Genomic DNA, 17095 nt, shown 5'->3' with positions numbered 1-17095 from the left:
TTAGACTCCTTGTGCTGCGGTTGATGCCTGCGGGTCCAGCGCTGCGGGCACGGCCAGTTTGGTCGGGACCGACGGTTCGGCCCCCCATCCTGAACGCCACGAACGCAGCTGGAAGACCCACGCCAGCACTTCCGCCACCGCGGTATATAGCTCGGCCGGGATTTCTTGCCCCAGCTCTACGTGTTGATGCAATGCGCGCGCCAGCGGCGGCGCTTCCAATGTGGGAATGCGGTTCTCGGCGGCCAGTTCGCGGATCTTGGCCGCGATCAGGCCCGTACCCTTGGCGATCACGCGCGGGGCGCCGCTCTTGTCCTCGTCATACTTCAGCGCCACGGCGTAGTGCGTCGGGTTGGTCACCACCACGTCCGCCTTGGGCACCTCCGACATCATGCGGCGGCGCGCGGCCTGACGCTGCTGCTGGCGGATGCGCGCCTTCACATGCGGATCGCCTTCGCTTTCCTTGTGTTCCTGGCGCACGTCTTCCTTGGACATGCGCAGCTTCTTCAAATGGCTCCAGATCTGCCAGGGCACATCCAACAGCACAATCACCAGCAGGGACGACACGATGAAGACGCAGCACAGCGCCACCAGCGACAGCGCCTTGATCAGCGCGGCAGACGGCGCCACGTGCATCAGGCCCATCATCTCGTCGTGGTAGCGCCAGATGACCCAGACGGCCACGCCGCCCACCAGCAGGGCCTTGGCCAGCGCCTTGATCAGTTCCACCACGGTCTGCGACGAGAACATCCGCTTCAGGCCTGCAAAAAGGCTCAGCTTCGAAAAATTGGCCTGCAAGGGCTTGCCGGAGATCACGATGCCGCCCAGCAACACGCTGGACAACACGGCCACCACCATCAGCACGCCGAAAATAGGCAACAGCGTCATCAGGGCGTGGCCAAAGCCAACCACCGCCTGTTCAACCATCACGCCCGGGTCCGTCACAATGCGCTGGTCGAACGCCAGGCCGCTGTGCAGCACGCCGCTCAGACCCTGATACAGCGAACTGCCGCCGGCCCAGATCATGCCGACACCCGCGGCCAGCATCATGAACGTGCCCAATTCTCGGGAACGCGCAATCTGCCCCTCCTCGCGCGCCTTTTCCAGGCGCCTGGGAGAGGCTGCTTCGGATTTCTCGAGGTCGCTTTCTTCAGCCATGCTCTGCGGTTCTGTTGCGGCTCGCGGATTTTCGGATTACGAGCCGCCCGCCGAGATTCTAGGATCGCCCGGGGTTGGGCGATAAGCCAAGAAGCGGGAAGAAAGCGGTGCTATTCCGCGCTGCGCAGCAGGGTGGCGGGCGCGGCGCCATCCAGCGCGGCCTGGAAGCTGACGTAGTCCAGCCCGATGCGGACCGCGCCCCAGTGTTCCGACCCCAAATACAGCGGAATCGAAATGTCGTTGATGATCTCGCCGGTATCGCGGGAATAGGTCTGGAACAGCATCGCGCCGGTGTTGGCGGCCAGCCGGGCGCCCACGGGGTCGTCGAAGAGCCGCTTGTGCCGCGAGCGCGCGATGTCCACCTTCGGGTCGCCCGTGGGCGGGTGCGAAAACCGGCCGTTGTGCGCGGGCGCGTAGCCCCGGGCGTCGACCACCAGCGTATAGATGCCGCCCGGTACGGCGTCCAGCACGCCGTCCAGCAACTGCGTCAACGCCTCGTCAATGACCCGGTCATAGCGCGTGTGATAGCGCGGCGGTTCACTGCCCGCGATACGTTGGTAATGGCGGTCGAACACATCCACGCCACGGCGCCGGGCGTCGTCCAGCAGGCGCTCGGCGGCGGCCTGAAAGCTTTCCAGCGTGTCGCAAAGACCGTCGAAAGCGGTCTTGCCGGTGCGCACGTCCGCCAGCACTTCCTGCACGCTTTCCGTCTGCCGGCGGATACGGTCAATTTCGTTCGACATGCTGCCCACGCGATCCAGCACGTCGGCGCTCAGCGCGGCAATGCGCCCCACTTCCTGGCTCATGCCGTGGTTGGTGGCATCCACTTCGCCAATCGCCTGCACCACCTCGCCGACCTGCCGGTTCATGCTGTCGAAATCGCGCACGAAGCGTTCGAAGTCCGAGCAGGTGCGGTCCAGCACCGCGCCGGAGGCATCCACGTCTTCCCGCAGGGTACCGGTCTGGCGTTGGGTGGTGTCCACCAGTTCCAGCATTTCGATGGTATGCCGCCCGATGTCGCTGGTGGCGGCGTTCACCCGTTCGGCCAGGCGGCCCACTTCACTGGCCACCACCGCGAAGCCGCGGCCCGCGTCCCCTGCCCTGGCGGCTTCCACGCCCGCATTCAAGGCCAGCAACTGGGTTTGCAGCGCGATGTCCTTGATCAGCTTGCTGATGTCGGCCACCGAACGCGCGCGCAAGGTCAACTGGCCCACCACGTCGGTAAACGCGGCCATCTCGCGGGTCATCCGGTCTACCCGCGCCTTCACGTCGGACAGCTCGGACAAGGCCTGCTCGGCCGCGTGCAGGTTATGGCCGGACACGTCGGCAATCTGGCGCGCATGGGTCGATGTGGACGTGGACAAGGCGGCAATCTGCGCGCCGCTGTCAGCCAGGGCGCCCGCCGCGCGCGCCTGCTCTTGCGCCAGGGCCGAGCAGCGCCCCGCCTGGTATTGCGTGCGCGCCGCGTTCAAGGCGATTTCGATGCTGGATTGCCGCACAGTGACGATGCGCCCGCGCATGCGCGCCAGGAAACGATGCAGGGAAAAGACCGCGGGGCTAAGGGAAAGGGTACGTTCCGACAGCGTGCCATCGCCCCGGTTCAAGCGGCGTAGCAGTGCCCACATACCGCCCAGGCGGAATACGGATCTGGCCATGATGGACCTCCTTGTGCTGGCCCGGATCGCCTTCTGTGGGCGTCCGTTGCCTGGCGCGCGGCGCGCGCCTTGTCTCGTACTGCAAGGCCCCCCTGCTTATTCTTCTATGCACGCGCCGCCGGCGGCCAGGCCGGTCGGCGCGATGGGTCGATCAGAACCCCAGGCTGGCCAGCAGGTCGTCCACCTGATCCTGGCTGGTGACGACATCCGTCTTGCCTTGCGGACTGATCTGCGGTCCGTTCAACAGGCTGTTGGCTTCGTCACGGCGTTCCTGCGGCACGTTGTCCAGCAGCACCTGCAGCAGCTCGCGTTCAATCGCGCCCACCACATCCATCATGCGCATGATGACCTGGCCCGTGAGGTCCTGGAAATCCTGCGCCATGATGATTTCCATCAGCTGGGACTGCGTCTGCTGCGTCTGCTTGGGCACGTCCGCCAGGAAGGCGCGCGTGTCTTTCACCAGTTCGCGCGCTTCGGGCAATTCCAGCGGCTGGTCGTACCACTGCTGCCAGCGGCTATCCAGCGCCTGCGCCGAACGCGACATGCCGTCCTGGATGGGGCCGGCCTGCTCGGTGGCATTCAGCACGCGGTTGGCCGCCTGCTCGGTCATCTGCGCCACGTAGCGCAGGCGATCGCGCGCATCGGGGATGGCATTGGCCGCGTCCTTGATGGCCTGATCCAGGCCCAGTTCGCGCATGCTGTCGCGCAGCATGCGCGTCAGCGAGGCGATTCGGTGGATCAGATCCGGATTCTCGGCGGCGGCTTCAACTTGTTCCGTGGGGCTCATTACACACCTCAGCCGGCAATTTTCTCGAAGATCTTGTTGAGCTTTTCTTCCAGCGTCGCCGCCGTGAAAGGCTTAACCACGTAACCGTTGGCGCCGGCCTGGGCCGCTGCAACGATGTTTTCCTTCTTGGCTTCGGCCGTCACCATCAGCACCGGCAGCGAGGCCAGCGATGCGTCGGCACGGATCTGCTTGAGCATTTCCAGGCCGTCCAGGTTGGGCATGTTCCAGTCGGACACGACGAATTGGAAACCGCCGTTGCGCAGCTTTTCCAGCCCGATCGCGCCGTCCTCGGCCTCGTCCACGTTCTCGAAACCCAGCTCTTTGAGCAGGTTGCGGATGATTCGTCGCATGGTGGGGAAGTCATCCACCACCAGAATCTTGATGCCCTTGTCTACCATCTTTCACTCCAGAAGAAATTTGCTTGAGACCGATCGTGGGTGCAGTCGCGTCAAACGCGGTGCCCACGGTCGCCCAGGCGAGTCAGAATGCGTTCGCTAATCGCCGACAGCGCAACCACTTCATCCGCGGCGCCCATGGCGATGGCTTCGCGGGGCATGCCGAACACCACACAACTGGCTTCGTCTTGCGCAATGGTGTGCGCGCCCGCGCGATGCATGGCCAGCATGCCGGCCGCGCCGTCCTTGCCCATGCCGGTCAGGATGACGCCGATGGCGTTCTTGCCCGCGGCCACGGCGGCGGAATTGAACAACACATCCACCGACGGGCGGTGGCGGTTGACGGGTTCGCTGGCTTCAAGCTCGATCACGTAGTTGGCGCCGCTGCGGCCCAGCCGCATGTGCATGTCGCCGCCCGGCGCCAGATACACGTGGCCCGGCAGCACACGGTCTCCGTGGACCGCTTCGCGCACCGTCACCGCGCACAACGCATCCAGCCGCTGCGCGAACGAACGGGTGAAGCCGGCGGGCATGTGCTGCGTGATCAGAATGGCCGGGCTGTCCGGCGGCAAGGGTTGCAGCACTTCGCGGATGGCTTCCGTGCCGCCCGTCGACGCGCCCACGATCACCAGCTTTTCCGAGCTGGACAGCGGACGGCGCAACATCGGCGCGGGCGCTGCCTGCGCCGAATGCGGCGTGGGCGCGCGCAGCTTGGCGCGCGAGGCCGCGCGGATCTTGTCCGCGATGATCTCGGTGTATTCCAGCAGGCCGTCACGAATGCCCAGCTTGGGCTTGGTCACGAAATCGATCGCGCCCAGTTCCAGCGCGCGCAAGGTGATTTCACCGCCGCGTTCGGTCAGGGACGACACCATCACCACCGGCATCGGCCGCAAGCGCATCAGCTTTTCAAGAAAATCCAGCCCGTCCATGCGGGGCATTTCCACGTCCAGCGTCAGCACGTCCGGGTTGTGCCGTTTGATCAGGTCGCGCGCCACCAAGGGGTCGGGCGCGGTCGCGACCACTTCCATGTCGGGCTGGCTGTTGATGATTTCGGTCATCAGCCCACGCACCAACGCGGAGTCGTCCACACACAAAACGCTTATTTTTTTCATTGTTTGCTGCCTTGGCCCGTTCAGGCCTTACTCGCACATTCGTAGACGGTCTGCCCGCGCAGACGAAAATCCCGGCTGATGTAGGTAAAGTTCTCGGAGTGCCCGGCAAACAGCAGGCCGCCCGGCTTGAGCAGCGGCGCAAAGCGCTCCAGAATCTTCGCCTGCGTCGGCTTGTCGAAGTAAATCATCACGTTGCGGCAGAAGATCACGTCGAACTTTTCGTTGATCGGCCATGACGGCGCCAACAGGTTCAAGGTTTCGTAGCGCACCATGTCGGCGATCTCGGGCCGCACCCGCACCTGGCCGGCGTTGGCGCCACGGCCTTTCAGGAAGAAGCGGCGCAGGCGCTCGTCTTCCATCTTGGCCACGCGTTCGGCCGGGTAGACGGCGGCGCGCGCCCGGTTCAGCACATTGGTGTCGATGTCGGTGGCCAGCACCGTGGACGATGACGCGCGCGGGCCCAGGGCCTCTACCAGCGTCATCGCAATGGAATACGGCTCTTCGCCCGTGGACGCCGCACAGCACCACACCGACACCGGGCCGCCGCGCTTTTGCGCGAACTCGGCCAGGATGGGAAAGTGGTGCGATTCGCGGAAGAAAGCGGTCAGGTTGGTCGTCAAGGCATTGACGAATTCTTCCCACTCGTGCGCCTCGGGTTCGTGTTCCAACTGGTCCAGATAGCTGCCGAAGTCCTGGCGGCCCAGGGCGCGCAAACGCCTGGCCAGGCGGCTGTAGACCATTTCACGCTTGTGCGTGCCCAGCGAGATGCCCGCGCGCGCGTGGATCATCTTGCGGACGCGGGAAAAGTCCGCGTCGCGAAAATCGAATTGGCGGTCCACCGAAACGGACGGCGCCTGGGTTGCCGCAGTTGCCACGCGATTCCTCAGTGCCCAAGCGCAAGCGCATCGGGCGATTGCAAACGTGAGTCTTCATCGGACGAGCGCACCGAAGACAGGCGTTGTGCCGGCACCTCGATGACTTCGCCCGCATTGATCTTGAACACCGCCACGGCGTCGGCCAGGCGTTCCGCCTGCTCTTGCAGCGAGCCGGCGGCGGCCGCGGCTTCTTCCACCAGCGCCGCGTTCTGTTGGGTCACTTCGTCCATCTGCGACACGGCGCGATTGACCTGGTCGATACCGCTGGACTGCTCTTCGGACGCCGCCGAGATCTCGCCCATGATGTCCGTCACGCGCTTCACCGACGCCACGATTTCCTGCATCGTCGCGCCCGCTCGTTCCACCTGTTGCGAACCCGCGCCGACCTTGCTGACCGAGTCTTCGATCAAGCCCTTGATTTCCTTGGCGGCTTGCGCGCTGCGCTGTGCCAGCGAGCGCACTTCGCCCGCCACCACCGCAAAGCCCTTGCCCTGCTCGCCCGCGCGCGCCGCTTCCACGGCGGCGTTCAGCGCCAGGATGTTGGTCTGGAACGCAATGCCGTCGATGACGGAAACGATTTCCGAGATCTTGCGCGAGCTGGCCGAAATGTCGTGCATGGTGGCAACCACTTCGGACACCGCCGAACCGCCCTTTTCAGCCACGTCCGATGCGCTGGCCGCCAACTGATTGGCCTGGCGCGCATTGTCGGCGTTCTGCTTCACGGTGGACGCCAGTTCTTCCATGGAGGCCGCGGTTTCCTCAAGGGATGCCGCCTGCTGTTCCGTGCGGCTGGACAGGTCCGTGTTGCCGGCCGCGATCTCATGCGAGCCCACGTTGATTTCATCCACGCCACGGCGCACCGTCGCGACCGTGCGCGTCAGGCTTTCCTGCATGCGTTTCAGGGCGGCGAACAACTGACCCACTTCATTGGTGTTGCGCGCGTCCACCCGGGCGGTCAGGTCGCCGCCCGCGATACGGTCAAAGTGTTGGCCGGCTTCCTTCAAGGGCAGCAGCACGCGGCGGCGCAGGAAGATATAGGTGGCGAACACCAGCAGCGCGGCGATCACACCGCCCGCCGCCACCGCCATCAGCACGAATTGATAGCGCACCTGGGCCACGTCATGCGCGTCCATCATCTTGCTGGCGCGCCAGAAATCAAAGGCTTCGATGGCGCGTGAAAAACGCCCTTCCAGCGCGTCCTGCACCGTTTGAACCTGCTTCTGGTAGGCCGGCATGTCGGCCTTTTCCAAGGCGCTGACCAACGGGGTCAGCCCTTGCTGCACCAGCATGGCGTAGGACGCCTCGATTTCCTTCAACGACTCGGCCGCGTCCGGGGGCTGGGGCAGCGTCTTGTAGTACTCGAATTCCGCCTGGCCCTTGTTCATGGACGCCTTGGCGCGTTCCAGCAAACCCGTGGCTTCCGCCGACAGGCCCTGCGTCAGCAAGGTGGCCTGGCCCACGTTGCTGACGATGTCCGCATAGTTGGCGGTCGCCGCGCGGCCCAGGCCGCTCATCGTGTCCTTGTAGCTGGACACGACCCGGCTCACCGCGTCATTCAGTTCCTGCGATTGCTTGATCTCGGCCAGGGTGCCGTTGCTGATGCGCAGGGACAGCACGCCAAGCGCCGCCCCGATCACCAACATGAATGAGAAAAACGCCAGCACCCACAACAGGCTGCTGCGTATCGTCATGTTCGCGAAAAACTTGCGCATCTCAAGAACCACCCATTGACTGCAATCGTTAAAGGAAAGCGCCACTTCGGATTGAATATGGCGCCTCTACCCCGCGTTCCGGTCAAACTCCGATCAGGAGGCAACCTTCTCCACCAGCGCCATTTCGTCGCTGGTCATCATCTTTTCGATGTCGACCAGGATAAGCATGCGTTCGTCCACCGTGCCCAGACCGGTCAGGTATTCGGTGGACAAGGTGGCGCCGAATTCCGGCGCCGGACGAATCTGGCCGGCGTTCAACATCAGCACGTCGGACACGCCGTCAACCACGATACCGACGACACGGCGATCCAGGTTGAGGATGATGACGACGGTCTGCTCGTTGTAGTCAACGCGGCCCAGGTTGAACTTGATGCGCAGGTCAACGATGGGAACGATGATGCCGCGCAGGTTCGTCACGCCCTTGATGAAGGTCGGAACGTTGGCGATGCGAGTCACCGTGTCGGCGTCGTAGCCCCGGATTTCCTGCACTTTCAGGATGTCGATGCCGTACTCTTCGTCGCCCAGCGTGAAGACCAGGAATTCGCTGCCGACATCTTCATTGCGCGCGGATTGCGCTTGCGGTTTGGCTGCCATGATTTTTAATGCTCCATCAATTCAAAATGGCTTCGGGCTGCGACCAACGTTCACGGTTGGCGCGCGCAAGCGCAAATACGTCGACAATCAGGGCCACGCTGCCATCACCCAGGATGGTGGCCGCCGAGATGCCGGGAACCTTGCGGTAGTTGGATTCAAGATTCTTCACCACCACCTGGTGCTGGCCGATCAGGTGATCCACCAGCAACGCAAAGCGGCGGTCTTCGGCCTGCATGATGACGGCGATGGCCTGCGTGGGATCGGTCTGCGCCTGGCCGACCGAGAACACGCGGTGCATTTCCACCAGCGGCAGATACTCGCCGCGCACGTGCATCACGCGCTCGTTGCCGGCCACCGAATAGATCTGGTCGTTGGTGGGCTGCAGCGATTCCGTCACGTGGTTCAGCGGCAGGATGAAGGTTTCTTCACCCACGCGCACCGACATGCCGTCCAGAATGGCCAGCGTCAGCGGCAGCACGATGCGCGTCGTGGTGCCGTTGCCCGGCTCGCACGACAGTTGCACGTGGCCACCCATGTCCTGGATGTTCCGCCGCACCACGTCCATGCCCACGCCACGGCCCGAGATGTCCGTGACCTTTTCGGCGGTGGAGAAACCCGGCGCGAAAATCAGTTGCCAGATTTCATCGTCGGGCGAATTCTCGTTGACGGCCATGCCCTGGGCCATGGCCTTCTTCAGGATCTTTTCACGGCTCAGGCCGCCGCCGTCATCGCTGACTTCAATGACGATGTTGCCGCCATTGTGTTGCGCGGACAGCACCAGTTGGCCGACCGGGTCCTTGCCCGCGGCAATACGCTTTTCGGGCGTTTCGATACCGTGGTCCAGGCTGTTGCGCACCAGGTGCGTCAGCGGGTCGATGATGCGTTCGATCAGGCTCTTGTCCAGCTCGGTGGCACGGCCGTAGGTTTGCAGTTCGATCTGCTTGCCCATCTTGCCGGCAATGTCGCGCACCAGTCGCGGGAAGCGGCTGAACACGTAGTCCATCGGCATCATGCGGATCGACATCACCGCTTCTTGAAGGTCGCGGGCGTTGCGTTCCAACTGCTCCATGCCGTTCAGCAGGCGGTCGTGCAGGACGGGATCCAGCGTGGAAGCCGTTTGCGCCAGCATGGCCTGCGTGATGACCAGTTCGCCCACCAGGTTGATCACCTGGTCGACTTTTTCAACGCCCACACGAATGGACGTCGATTCCTTGTCGGCATGCGCGGACGCCGCCGGACGCGAGGCGCGGGCAGCGGCTTGCGTGATGGCCTCGGCCGCGGCGGCGGTATCCGCCACCGTGGGCACGGGCTCCGCCGCGACGGGCGCAGGCGCTGCCACGGGCGCCGCAGCCACCGGTTCGGCCACCGGGGTGGCGGCCTGGGCGGCGGGCGCGGCTTCGCGGCTGATGGAAAGCTGGTCGCCATCCACAATGAAGCAACACACCGCTTCAATGTCGTCCGGCGTGCAGGTGCTGTCCATCCACACGGTCAGGGCGCCGTCGGCACGTTCGCTTGCGCGCACGTTGCCCAGGTTGCCCATTTCTTCCAGCAGGGACGCCGCGTCCTTGTCGGACACCTTGGTGATCCTGACCTTGAGCGGCAAGTCGCCGACGTCGGCCGCCGGCGGCACGGGTTCGGGCGCCGGCGCAACCGCGACGGGCGCGGGGGCCGGCGCAGCCGCGACGGGCGCGGGTGCGGGTGCGGGGGCAGGAGCCGGAGCCGCCACCACGGGAGCGGGCGCCGCTGGCGCGGCCGCGGCCGGGTCTTTATGCTCCAGCGCCAACTGCCTCAAGACAGCGCAGATACGCTCAAACACGGCTTCATCGGGCTCTTCGGAGGCCCGATAGGCATCCAGTTGGCTTTTGAGCACGTCTTTCGTTTCCAAAAAGATATCAATCATGTCCGTACGCAGCGCCATTTCGCCACGGCGGATTGCGTCCAGAAGGTTTTCCAGCAGGTGGGTGGTGCCCGCCAACTGCGTAAAACAGCCGAATGTCGCCGCGCCGCCCTTGATGGAGTGCGCCGCGCGGAAGATGGCATTGAGCTGTTCGATGTCGGGAGAACCCACGTCGAGTTCAAGCAGCAGCTGCTCCATCTGCGCGAGCAGCTCGTCCGCCTCATCGAAAAAGGTCTCGTAAAACTGACTGAGGTCCAAACCAGAACTCATGACCCGTACGCCTTCATAAATGAACCTGCTTTACGCGCCGGCCTGCTCATCGAGCAGCTCGGTCGCCAATTCCACCAGCACATCGGGGTCGACCGGCTTGGACAGCCAGCCACAAACGCCCAGATCCCGAGCGGCCATTTTGCTATCCACATCGTCTTCGGTGGTCAGCACCAGCACCGGAACATCCAGGTACTGGTCCAGTTCACGCAGGCCCTGGATCAGCTCCAGCCCACCCTTGACGGGCATGTTCCAGTCGCTGACCACCAGGTCCACCGGGTGGCTCTTGGCCACATCCAGCGCTTCCTGGCCGTTGCCGGCCGTCAGCACCTTCCATCCCGCGCCCGTCAACGTCGCCTGCACGATCATCCGCATCGTCGCCGAATCGTCCGCCACCAGAATCGTTGCCGCCATTGCTATCGAACCCCTTGCGCGGGCGGCGCGTTCGCCGCTTCGCCTTGTTTGGTTGCCGTCCCAGCCTGGACAGCGGCTTGCACCGCCTCCACGGCCGTCCCCACCTCGCGGGCATCTTTGGCGCTGATATCCGCAGCGGCGGCGTTCTCGCTTTCGATGCGCTTTTGGGTGTTCATATTGAGCACCACGAGGCTGATACGTCTATTAACGGCTGCATACGGATCATCTTTAACCAGACTCATGCTGGAAGACAGACCCTGGATGCGCATGACCTTGCTTTCGTTCATGCCGCCGGCCACCAATTCCTGGCGCGAGGCATTGGCGCGGTCGGCCGACAATTCCCAATTGCTATAGGCGCGTTCGCCGCGCGCATACTGCGACGCGTCGGTGTGGCCCGAGATGCTGACCTTGTTGGGCAGCTCATTCAGCACCGGCCCCAGCTCGCGCAGAATGTCGCGCATGTACGGCTGCACTTCGGCGCGGCCGGTGGCGAACATGGGGCGGTTCTGGTTGTCGATGATCTGAATGCGCAGGCCTTCCGTCGTCAGGTCGATCAGCAACTGCGGCCTGAAGCTTTTCAGGACGGGGCTGGTCTCGATGACGTTTTCAAGGCGTTTTTTCAGGTTTTCCAGGCGGTGCTGCTCGCGCCGTTCGGCGTCGCCCATGGGCTGGGACTCAACCCGGTTGCCCTGGCCCTTGCGGACATCTCCCTCACTGCGCAAGGGGTCGAGCCCCCCACCCGGCACAGCACTGGTTTCGGCCGAGCTGCTGGGCCCGCCCGTGATCGCCACGCGCAAGGGCATGCGGAAATACTCCGCGATGCCCTTGAGTTCTTCGCGTGGCACGATGCTGATCAGCCACAGCACCAGAAAAAACGCCATCATCGCGGTGATGAAGTCGGCGTAGGCGATTTTCCAGCTTCCGCCGTGGTGTCCGCCGCCCTTGACCTTCTTGCGGCGGATCACCACACGGTGGTTGTTTACCGTGCTCATGGCCCGCTCCGTCAGGCCTTGCCGGTCGACTTGGTCTGCCGGACATGCTCTTCCAGCTCACCAAAGGTCGGACGCACGGACGAGAACAGCACCTTGCGGCCAAATTCCACCGCCAACTGGGGCGGGTAGCCGTTCATGCTGGCCAGCAGCGTGGTCTTGATGCATTCCAGCACTTTCATGGCTTCGTCGTTGCGGCGCTCAACCCGCGAGGCCAGCGGCCCCACGAAGCCGTACGCCAGCAAGATGCCCAGGAAGGTGCCGACCATGGCCTTGGAGATCAGGTCACCCAGAATGGCGGGCGGCTGGTCCACGGCGGCCAGCGCCTTGATCACGCCCAGCACCGCGGCCACGATACCGAAGGCCGGCAGGCCGTCGGCCATTTGCTGCAGCGCGTGCGCGGGCACTTCGCGTTCATGGCGATAGGTCTCGATTTCCTCATCCATGAGCGTTTCGATTTCAAACGAGCTCATGTTGCCGCTGATCATGATGCGCAGGTAGTCCGTAATGAACTCCATGAGCTTCGCGTCTTTGGCGATGCGGGGATATTCGCTGAAGATCGGGCTGGACGCCGGATCCTCGATATGCGATTCGATGGCCATCAGGCCTTCACGGCGCGCCTTGTTCAGCAACACATACAAGAGAGCCATCAGCTCCATGTACACGTCTTTGCTGTAGCGCGAGCTTTTCAGCGCGTCGGGCAGCGCCGCCTTCACCAGCATCAGCGACTTTTTGCTGTTGCCGGCCAGAAAAGCCCCAAAGGCCGCACCAAAGATCAGCGTCAGCTCGAAGGGCTGGTAAAGCGCGCCCAAGTGGCCGCCCAGCGCTATGAAGCTGCCGACGACCGACACGATCACCACGAGAAAACCGATAACAATCAACACATCAGGCCCCTGCCAACGAAGTCTAAAACTAGCGTCAATGATCCCCTGTTCCCCCCGACCCAAAAAGGCGGGTTACGGGGAGTTTTCCAGGGCTTTTGATGTATTTGGACGCAAACTGCGCCAATCCGCTCAGGGACGGGCGTCGCCGAAGAGAGGCGCGGGGCGCGTGCCGGCGCGCGCTTTGGCCGCTGCGCGCGTCTTGCCAGCGCGAGGTGGCGGACGGCAGATGGCGCACACAAAATCCGATTGCGGATCGTGGGCGTGGGCAATGAAGTGGCCGCCGCATTGGCGGCAGGCGGACAGTTGCAGCATGCCGCTATCAAAGAAACGCACGAGCATCCAGGCGCGGGTGAAGCTCAGCACCGGCTCGGTGCTTTCGGCCGTATCCAGGCCGGCGTTTTCCAGGTACAGGCGATAGGCGTCGATGGTGGCGCGTATGCCCTTGCTGCTGGTGCGCGCGTTCAAGAACGAATAAACGTTGTAGAACAGCGACGAGTGGATGTTCGGCAGCCAGGTCATGAACCAGTCAACCGAGAACGGCAGCATGCCCTTGGGTGGCGAGCAACCGCGAATTTCACGGTACAAGCGTGCGAGGCGGTCGTGGCTGAGGCTGGTTTCCGCCTCAAGAACCTGTAACCGGGCCCCCAGGGTAATCATGGAGCTGGCAAGCAGGATGTCGTCCGCTTCCTGAGATACGCTTTTGGAGGCCATTACGCGAGTCCGAGTGGGTGGTCGAGCGGCCGTCAGGCCAGTTCTTCTACAGGTTGCTTGGCCAACAGGATCGTAGCGTGGGCTTGTTGCAGCGCACCACCCAGCACGTCGTGGGTCAGCGCGGACAGCAGGCTGTAATCATCAAAGCGGAACCGGCACAGCAGCGAGCTGGAGCTGGCCAGCTTTACCAATTGCGCCGGCGACAAACGCATCAGGATGTCGGCAACTTCGTTGCTGAATCCCAAACGGAACATTGATGCTGCGTAGTCATCACGCAACATACGTTGCGCAAGTAACAGATATGACAGATTCACTTCGCGAATGTCTGCCAGCAATGAATTTTCGACTTGTTGCACGCCCTACTCCCTATCCCAAATCCCACCCACGGGGGCTCTATGACCAAAAGCACCGGCGCCTTAATAGCGCCTGAATGCTGCTGCATCCTGTTTTAATGCGAAATGTATCATTTGTTCGCAATTTAAGTAAAATTTACCACAGGTGATGTCATTTTCTATGACTTATATGACAAATCTTTGTTGATATTGCGCAACCTGTGAGTTTAGATACACATTGACATAGAAACTCGTGACGAATTTACGTCAATTTGGCAAATAAGCATTCAAAACATTGCGTACTTCCGCGAATGAAATGTTGTGTAGTGCCGACAATGACACCTTGCCGATCACTCAATCCTGGTCGCTTTAGCGCAGCCGCGCGTTTGTCGACAATGTCGCAAATTGACAACGTCCGACGATGCGTCACGATGGACACAGCCTGACATTCCCGCAATGCCCCACGCAGATGACAGCTTGGTCGAATATGCCCCGCTAGTGCGGAAGCTGGCCCTGCAATTGCTCGCCCGGCTACCCGCCAGTGTTGAGCTCGACGACCTGATACAGGCCGGCATGATCGGCCTGCTTGACGCCGTAAGGCGCTATCAGGAAACCGCAGACGCCCAATTCGAGACCTACGCCACGACCCGTATTCGTGGCGCGATGCTGGACGAGCTACGCGGCCAGGACTGGCTGCCGCGCAGCGTCCGCACCAAGGCGCGCAAGATCGAACAAGCCATCCAGCAGTTGGAACAACGCCTGATGCGCGCGCCTTCTGAAGCCGAGATCGCCGCGCAGCTTGAGATGCCGATCGGGGAATACCAATCCCTGCTGCACGACGCCCAAGGCGTGCAGATCGTGCATTACGAAGACTTCACCACCGAACCCGACTCCGCCTCCGGCCAATCCGACTGGACCGCCACGCTGAACCACGGCTCGGCCGGTGGGAATCCGCTGGATGCGTTACTGGCTGGTGATTTCCGTCAGGCGCTGGTGCAGGCGATTGATGCCTTGCCTGATCGGGAAAAGTTGTTGCTGTCGCTGTGTTACGAGCAGGGGCTGAATTTGAAAGAAATCGGCGCCATCATGAATGTGACCGAGGCGCGGGTGTGCCAGTTGAGGTCACAGGCGACGGCGCGGATACGGGCCAAGTTGAAAGAGATGGCCTGGCAGGAACTGCCGCTGGAAGGGCAGATCGCGCAGATTATTTGATGCCTATATATAGGAAGAAGCTGCGATAGCGCGGCGGCTCCCAGCACAAGACAAGAACGGGCGCTCAGTGACGAACTGGCGCCCGTTCCCGTTCATCGAGACCTACAGCCAGCGCGGACCACGCCACGCAACATCCATCGTTCGACGGATACAACAATAAATTCGACTTTCGCGAAATAGGGCTAAAGATTGATTTGCGACTGCCGTAATCCTGACAACGGAGAAATTCGAAGACGCAAGAAAGCGAATTCTCCCGTTAACACGATGGGCGGCCCCGCTGCCCGGTTTGAAGAAGCCTTTCTCTCTTGGGAGCCTAAACATGGCTGCAGTTATCAACACCAACTACTTGTCGCTCGTTGCTCAGAACAACCTGAACAAGTCGCAATCTTCCCTGGGTACCGCCATCGAACGCCTGTCGTCGGGCCTGCGCATCAACAGCGCCAAGGACGACGCCGCCGGTATGGCCATTGCCAACCGCTTCACCGCGAACGTCAAGGGCCTGACCCAAGCCGCTCGTAACGCCAACGACGGTATCTCGCTGGCTCAGACGACGGAAGGCGCCGCCTCCGAAGTCAACACCCACCTGCAACGTGTTCGCGAACTGTCGGTGCAAGCCGCCAACGGCAGCTACTCGCAAGAACAGCTGAACTCGATGCAAGACGAAATCAACCAACGTCTGTCGGACATCGACCGCATCTCGGAACAAACCGACTTCAACGGCGTGAAGGTTCTGTCGGATTCGGCCAAGCCCCTGACGCTGCAAGTTGGCGCCAACGACGGCGAAACGATCACCCTGAACCTGTCGGAAATCAGCGTCAAGACGCTGGGTCTGGACGGCTTCAACGTCAACGGCTCGGGCGTGACCCAAAACCGTTCGGCCACCGTGTCCGACCTGCAAGCTGCTGGTGGCACCGCCGTCGGCAACGACTGGACCGTCACCACCACGCACGCTGCTGCCACGGCTGACCAAACCTTCGCCAAGCTGGAAAACGGCAACACCGTCAGCGTTGGCGCTGGCGCCACCGGCGTGACCTACACGTACGACGCCGCCAACAAGAACTTCACGTTCACCGACAAGTCGGCTTCGAACGCTGCCGCTGTTACGGCTCTGGCGACCTCGCTGCGCCCGGCCACCGGCACCGCCACCGGCACCTACACCCACGCCAACGGCTCCGCTTCGACCTCGTTCGAAGTCGACGCTACGGGCAAGGTTACGGTCGGCGGCCAAGACGCCTACCTGGATGCCGCTGGCAACCTGACCACCAACAGCAACAGCGCCACCGCTGCCACGCTGGGCACCGTCATGACCGCCGCCTCGAACGGCAGCGGCGGCGCCGGCAACTCGTCGGTGTCGATCGGTGGCAAGACGTACTCCAACACGGGTACGGGTGCTCAACTGTCCTTCACCAACACCATCGCTTCGGATGCTCTGTTGGCTGCGGTGAATTCCAACGCCACCGCCGACGACGTGATCATCACGTTGGGTCAAGGCATCACCAGCGCCAGCGTCAGCTTCACCAGCGGCGAGTCGACCAACACGTACGTTGACGACAAGGGCACGTTCACCACGACCGACACGTTCGACACGACCTACACCGTTGACCCCAACACGGGCAAGGCCACGGTCAAGAGCGGCACGGGCACGGGCGACTACGAAGCCAAGGTTGGTGCTGAAGCCAAGGTCAACAGCTCGGGCAAGCTGACCACGGAAGACACCAGCAAGGGCACGAAGACCACCGATCCGCTGAAGACGCTGGACGCTGCCTTCACCAAGCTGGACAAGCTGACCGGCGAACTGGGTGCTGTGCAGAACCGTCTGGAATCGACGATCTCGAACCTGAACAACGTGGTCAACAACCTGTCCAACGCTCGTTCGCGTATTCAAGACGCCGACTACGCCACGGAAGTGTCGAACATGTCCAAGGCTCAGATCCTGCAACAAGCTGGTACCTCGGTTCTGGCGCAAGCCAACCAAGTGCCGCAAACGGTTCTGTCGCTGCTGCGTTAATTCTCGGCAAAGACACGAACCCGCGGGGGAAACTTCGGTTTCCCCGGCTGGCGGCCAGTACCGGTCCTTCGCGCCGGGCCTGGCCATCTCAAGAAA

The 17095-nt window shown here is 62.6% G+C and carries 16 protein-coding genes; 2 read left to right on the top strand and 14 right to left on the bottom strand.

From position 1 onward, the window contains the following. The 14 genes from flhB to flhD form a co-directional block, all read right to left on the bottom strand. Nucleotides 1–1155, bottom strand: coding sequence for a flagellar biosynthesis protein FlhB (flhB, locus tag P8T11_RS02780; RefSeq protein ID WP_268078429.1), 1155 nt, complete (start codon nucleotides 1153–1155; stop codon nucleotides 1–3). 110 nt (nucleotides 1156–1265) lie between these two features. Beyond that, complete coding sequence (locus P8T11_RS02775; RefSeq protein WP_268082463.1) at nucleotides 1266–2780, bottom strand: methyl-accepting chemotaxis protein; 1515 nt, start codon at nucleotides 2778–2780, stop codon at nucleotides 1266–1268. Between the two features lie 181 nt (nucleotides 2781–2961). Further along, nucleotides 2962–3597 carry a protein phosphatase CheZ gene (gene cheZ / locus P8T11_RS02770; protein WP_050450353.1) on the bottom strand — a complete coding sequence of 212 codons (636 nt, stop codon included), beginning with the start codon at nucleotides 3595–3597 and terminating at the stop codon, nucleotides 2962–2964. Nucleotides 3598–3605: 8 nt separating this feature from the next. Next, the gene (gene cheY, locus P8T11_RS02765) at nucleotides 3606–3995 is read right to left on the bottom strand and encodes a chemotaxis response regulator CheY (protein WP_043545108.1); all 390 of its coding nucleotides are present in this window, start codon (nucleotides 3993–3995) and stop codon (nucleotides 3606–3608) included. Between the two features lie 50 nt (nucleotides 3996–4045). Beyond that, nucleotides 4046–5104, bottom strand: coding sequence for a protein-glutamate methylesterase/protein-glutamine glutaminase (locus P8T11_RS02760; RefSeq protein ID WP_268078430.1), 1059 nt, complete (start codon nucleotides 5102–5104; stop codon nucleotides 4046–4048). 20 nt (nucleotides 5105–5124) lie between these two features. Continuing rightward, nucleotides 5125–5979: a CheR family methyltransferase gene (locus P8T11_RS02755; RefSeq protein WP_268078431.1), complete on the bottom strand. Its 855-nt coding sequence runs from the start codon at nucleotides 5977–5979 to the stop codon at nucleotides 5125–5127. Nucleotides 5980–5987: 8 nt separating this feature from the next. Beyond that, nucleotides 5988–7691, bottom strand: coding sequence for a methyl-accepting chemotaxis protein (locus P8T11_RS02750; protein ID WP_268078433.1), 1704 nt, complete (start codon nucleotides 7689–7691; stop codon nucleotides 5988–5990). Nucleotides 7692–7784: 93 nt separating this feature from the next. Continuing rightward, nucleotides 7785–8285, bottom strand: coding sequence for a chemotaxis protein CheW (gene cheW, locus P8T11_RS02745; protein ID WP_006219029.1), 501 nt, complete (start codon nucleotides 8283–8285; stop codon nucleotides 7785–7787). Between the two features lie 16 nt (nucleotides 8286–8301). Then, entirely contained in the window at nucleotides 8302–10452 is a 2151-nt protein-coding gene (cheA, locus tag P8T11_RS02740) for a chemotaxis protein CheA (RefSeq protein WP_268078435.1), read from the bottom strand. A 30-nt stretch (nucleotides 10453–10482) separates the two neighbouring features. Then, complete coding sequence (locus tag P8T11_RS02735; protein ID WP_100855425.1) at nucleotides 10483–10863, bottom strand: response regulator; 381 nt, start codon at nucleotides 10861–10863, stop codon at nucleotides 10483–10485. A 2-nt stretch (nucleotides 10864–10865) separates the two neighbouring features. Continuing rightward, nucleotides 10866–11855 carry a flagellar motor protein MotB gene (gene motB, locus P8T11_RS02730; protein ID WP_268078436.1) on the bottom strand — a complete coding sequence of 330 codons (990 nt, stop codon included), beginning with the start codon at nucleotides 11853–11855 and terminating at the stop codon, nucleotides 10866–10868. An 11-nt stretch (nucleotides 11856–11866) separates the two neighbouring features. Next, nucleotides 11867–12736 carry a flagellar motor stator protein MotA gene (motA, locus tag P8T11_RS02725; RefSeq protein ID WP_100855423.1) on the bottom strand — a complete coding sequence of 290 codons (870 nt, stop codon included), beginning with the start codon at nucleotides 12734–12736 and terminating at the stop codon, nucleotides 11867–11869. A 129-nt stretch (nucleotides 12737–12865) separates the two neighbouring features. Next, nucleotides 12866–13447, bottom strand: a complete 582-nt coding sequence (gene flhC / locus P8T11_RS02720) for a flagellar transcriptional regulator FlhC (RefSeq protein WP_111886197.1) — start codon at nucleotides 13445–13447, stop codon at nucleotides 12866–12868. A gap of 32 nt (nucleotides 13448–13479) precedes the next feature. Continuing rightward, the gene (flhD, locus tag P8T11_RS02715; protein ID WP_006219025.1) at nucleotides 13480–13803 is read right to left on the bottom strand and encodes a flagellar transcriptional regulator FlhD; all 324 of its coding nucleotides are present in this window, start codon (nucleotides 13801–13803) and stop codon (nucleotides 13480–13482) included. A gap of 432 nt (nucleotides 13804–14235) precedes the next feature. Between flhD and P8T11_RS02710 the strand changes: the two genes are divergently transcribed. Further along, entirely contained in the window at nucleotides 14236–14991 is a 756-nt protein-coding gene (locus tag P8T11_RS02710; RefSeq protein ID WP_050448970.1) for an RNA polymerase sigma factor FliA, read from the top strand. 319 nt (nucleotides 14992–15310) lie between these two features. Continuing rightward, complete coding sequence (locus P8T11_RS02705; RefSeq protein ID WP_277549413.1) at nucleotides 15311–16999, top strand: flagellin; 1689 nt, start codon at nucleotides 15311–15313, stop codon at nucleotides 16997–16999. Nucleotides 17000–17095 lie beyond the last annotated feature (96 nt).

Origin of the sequence: Achromobacter spanius (assembly GCF_029637605.1) — a bacterium.
Taxonomy (GTDB): domain Bacteria; phylum Pseudomonadota; class Gammaproteobacteria; order Burkholderiales; family Burkholderiaceae_B; genus Achromobacter; species Achromobacter spanius_E.
This window is presented reverse-complemented; position numbering and strand designations above follow the sequence as displayed.

Bases quoted from the DNA above. Each gene is read 5' to 3' on its own strand.
- cheW (WP_006219029.1), bottom strand. From the start codon at position 8,285: ATGGCAGCCAAACCGCAAGCGCAATCCGCGCGCAATGAAGATGTCGGC.
- P8T11_RS02735 (WP_100855425.1), bottom strand. From the start codon at position 10,863: ATGGCGGCAACGATTCTGGTGGCGGACGATTCGGCGACGATGCGGATG.
- cheY (WP_043545108.1), bottom strand. From the start codon at position 3,995: ATGGTAGACAAGGGCATCAAGATTCTGGTGGTGGATGACTTCCCCACC.
- motB (WP_268078436.1), bottom strand. From the start codon at position 11,855: ATGAGCACGGTAAACAACCACCGTGTGGTGATCCGCCGCAAGAAGGTC.
- flhB (WP_268078429.1), bottom strand. From the start codon at position 1,155: ATGGCTGAAGAAAGCGACCTCGAGAAATCCGAAGCAGCCTCTCCCAGG.
- flhC (WP_111886197.1), bottom strand. From the start codon at position 13,447: ATGGCCTCCAAAAGCGTATCTCAGGAAGCGGACGACATCCTGCTTGCC.
- P8T11_RS02710 (WP_050448970.1), top strand. From the start codon at position 14,236: ATGCCCCACGCAGATGACAGCTTGGTCGAATATGCCCCGCTAGTGCGG.
- cheA (WP_268078435.1), bottom strand. From the start codon at position 10,452: ATGAGTTCTGGTTTGGACCTCAGTCAGTTTTACGAGACCTTTTTCGAT.
- P8T11_RS02750 (WP_268078433.1), bottom strand. From the start codon at position 7,691: ATGCGCAAGTTTTTCGCGAACATGACGATACGCAGCAGCCTGTTGTGG.
- cheZ (WP_050450353.1), bottom strand. From the start codon at position 3,597: ATGAGCCCCACGGAACAAGTTGAAGCCGCCGCCGAGAATCCGGATCTG.
- P8T11_RS02760 (WP_268078430.1), bottom strand. From the start codon at position 5,104: ATGAAAAAAATAAGCGTTTTGTGTGTGGACGACTCCGCGTTGGTGCGT.
- P8T11_RS02775 (WP_268082463.1), bottom strand. From the start codon at position 2,780: ATGTGGGCACTGCTACGCCGCTTGAACCGGGGCGATGGCACGCTGTCG.
- P8T11_RS02705 (WP_277549413.1), top strand. From the start codon at position 15,311: ATGGCTGCAGTTATCAACACCAACTACTTGTCGCTCGTTGCTCAGAAC.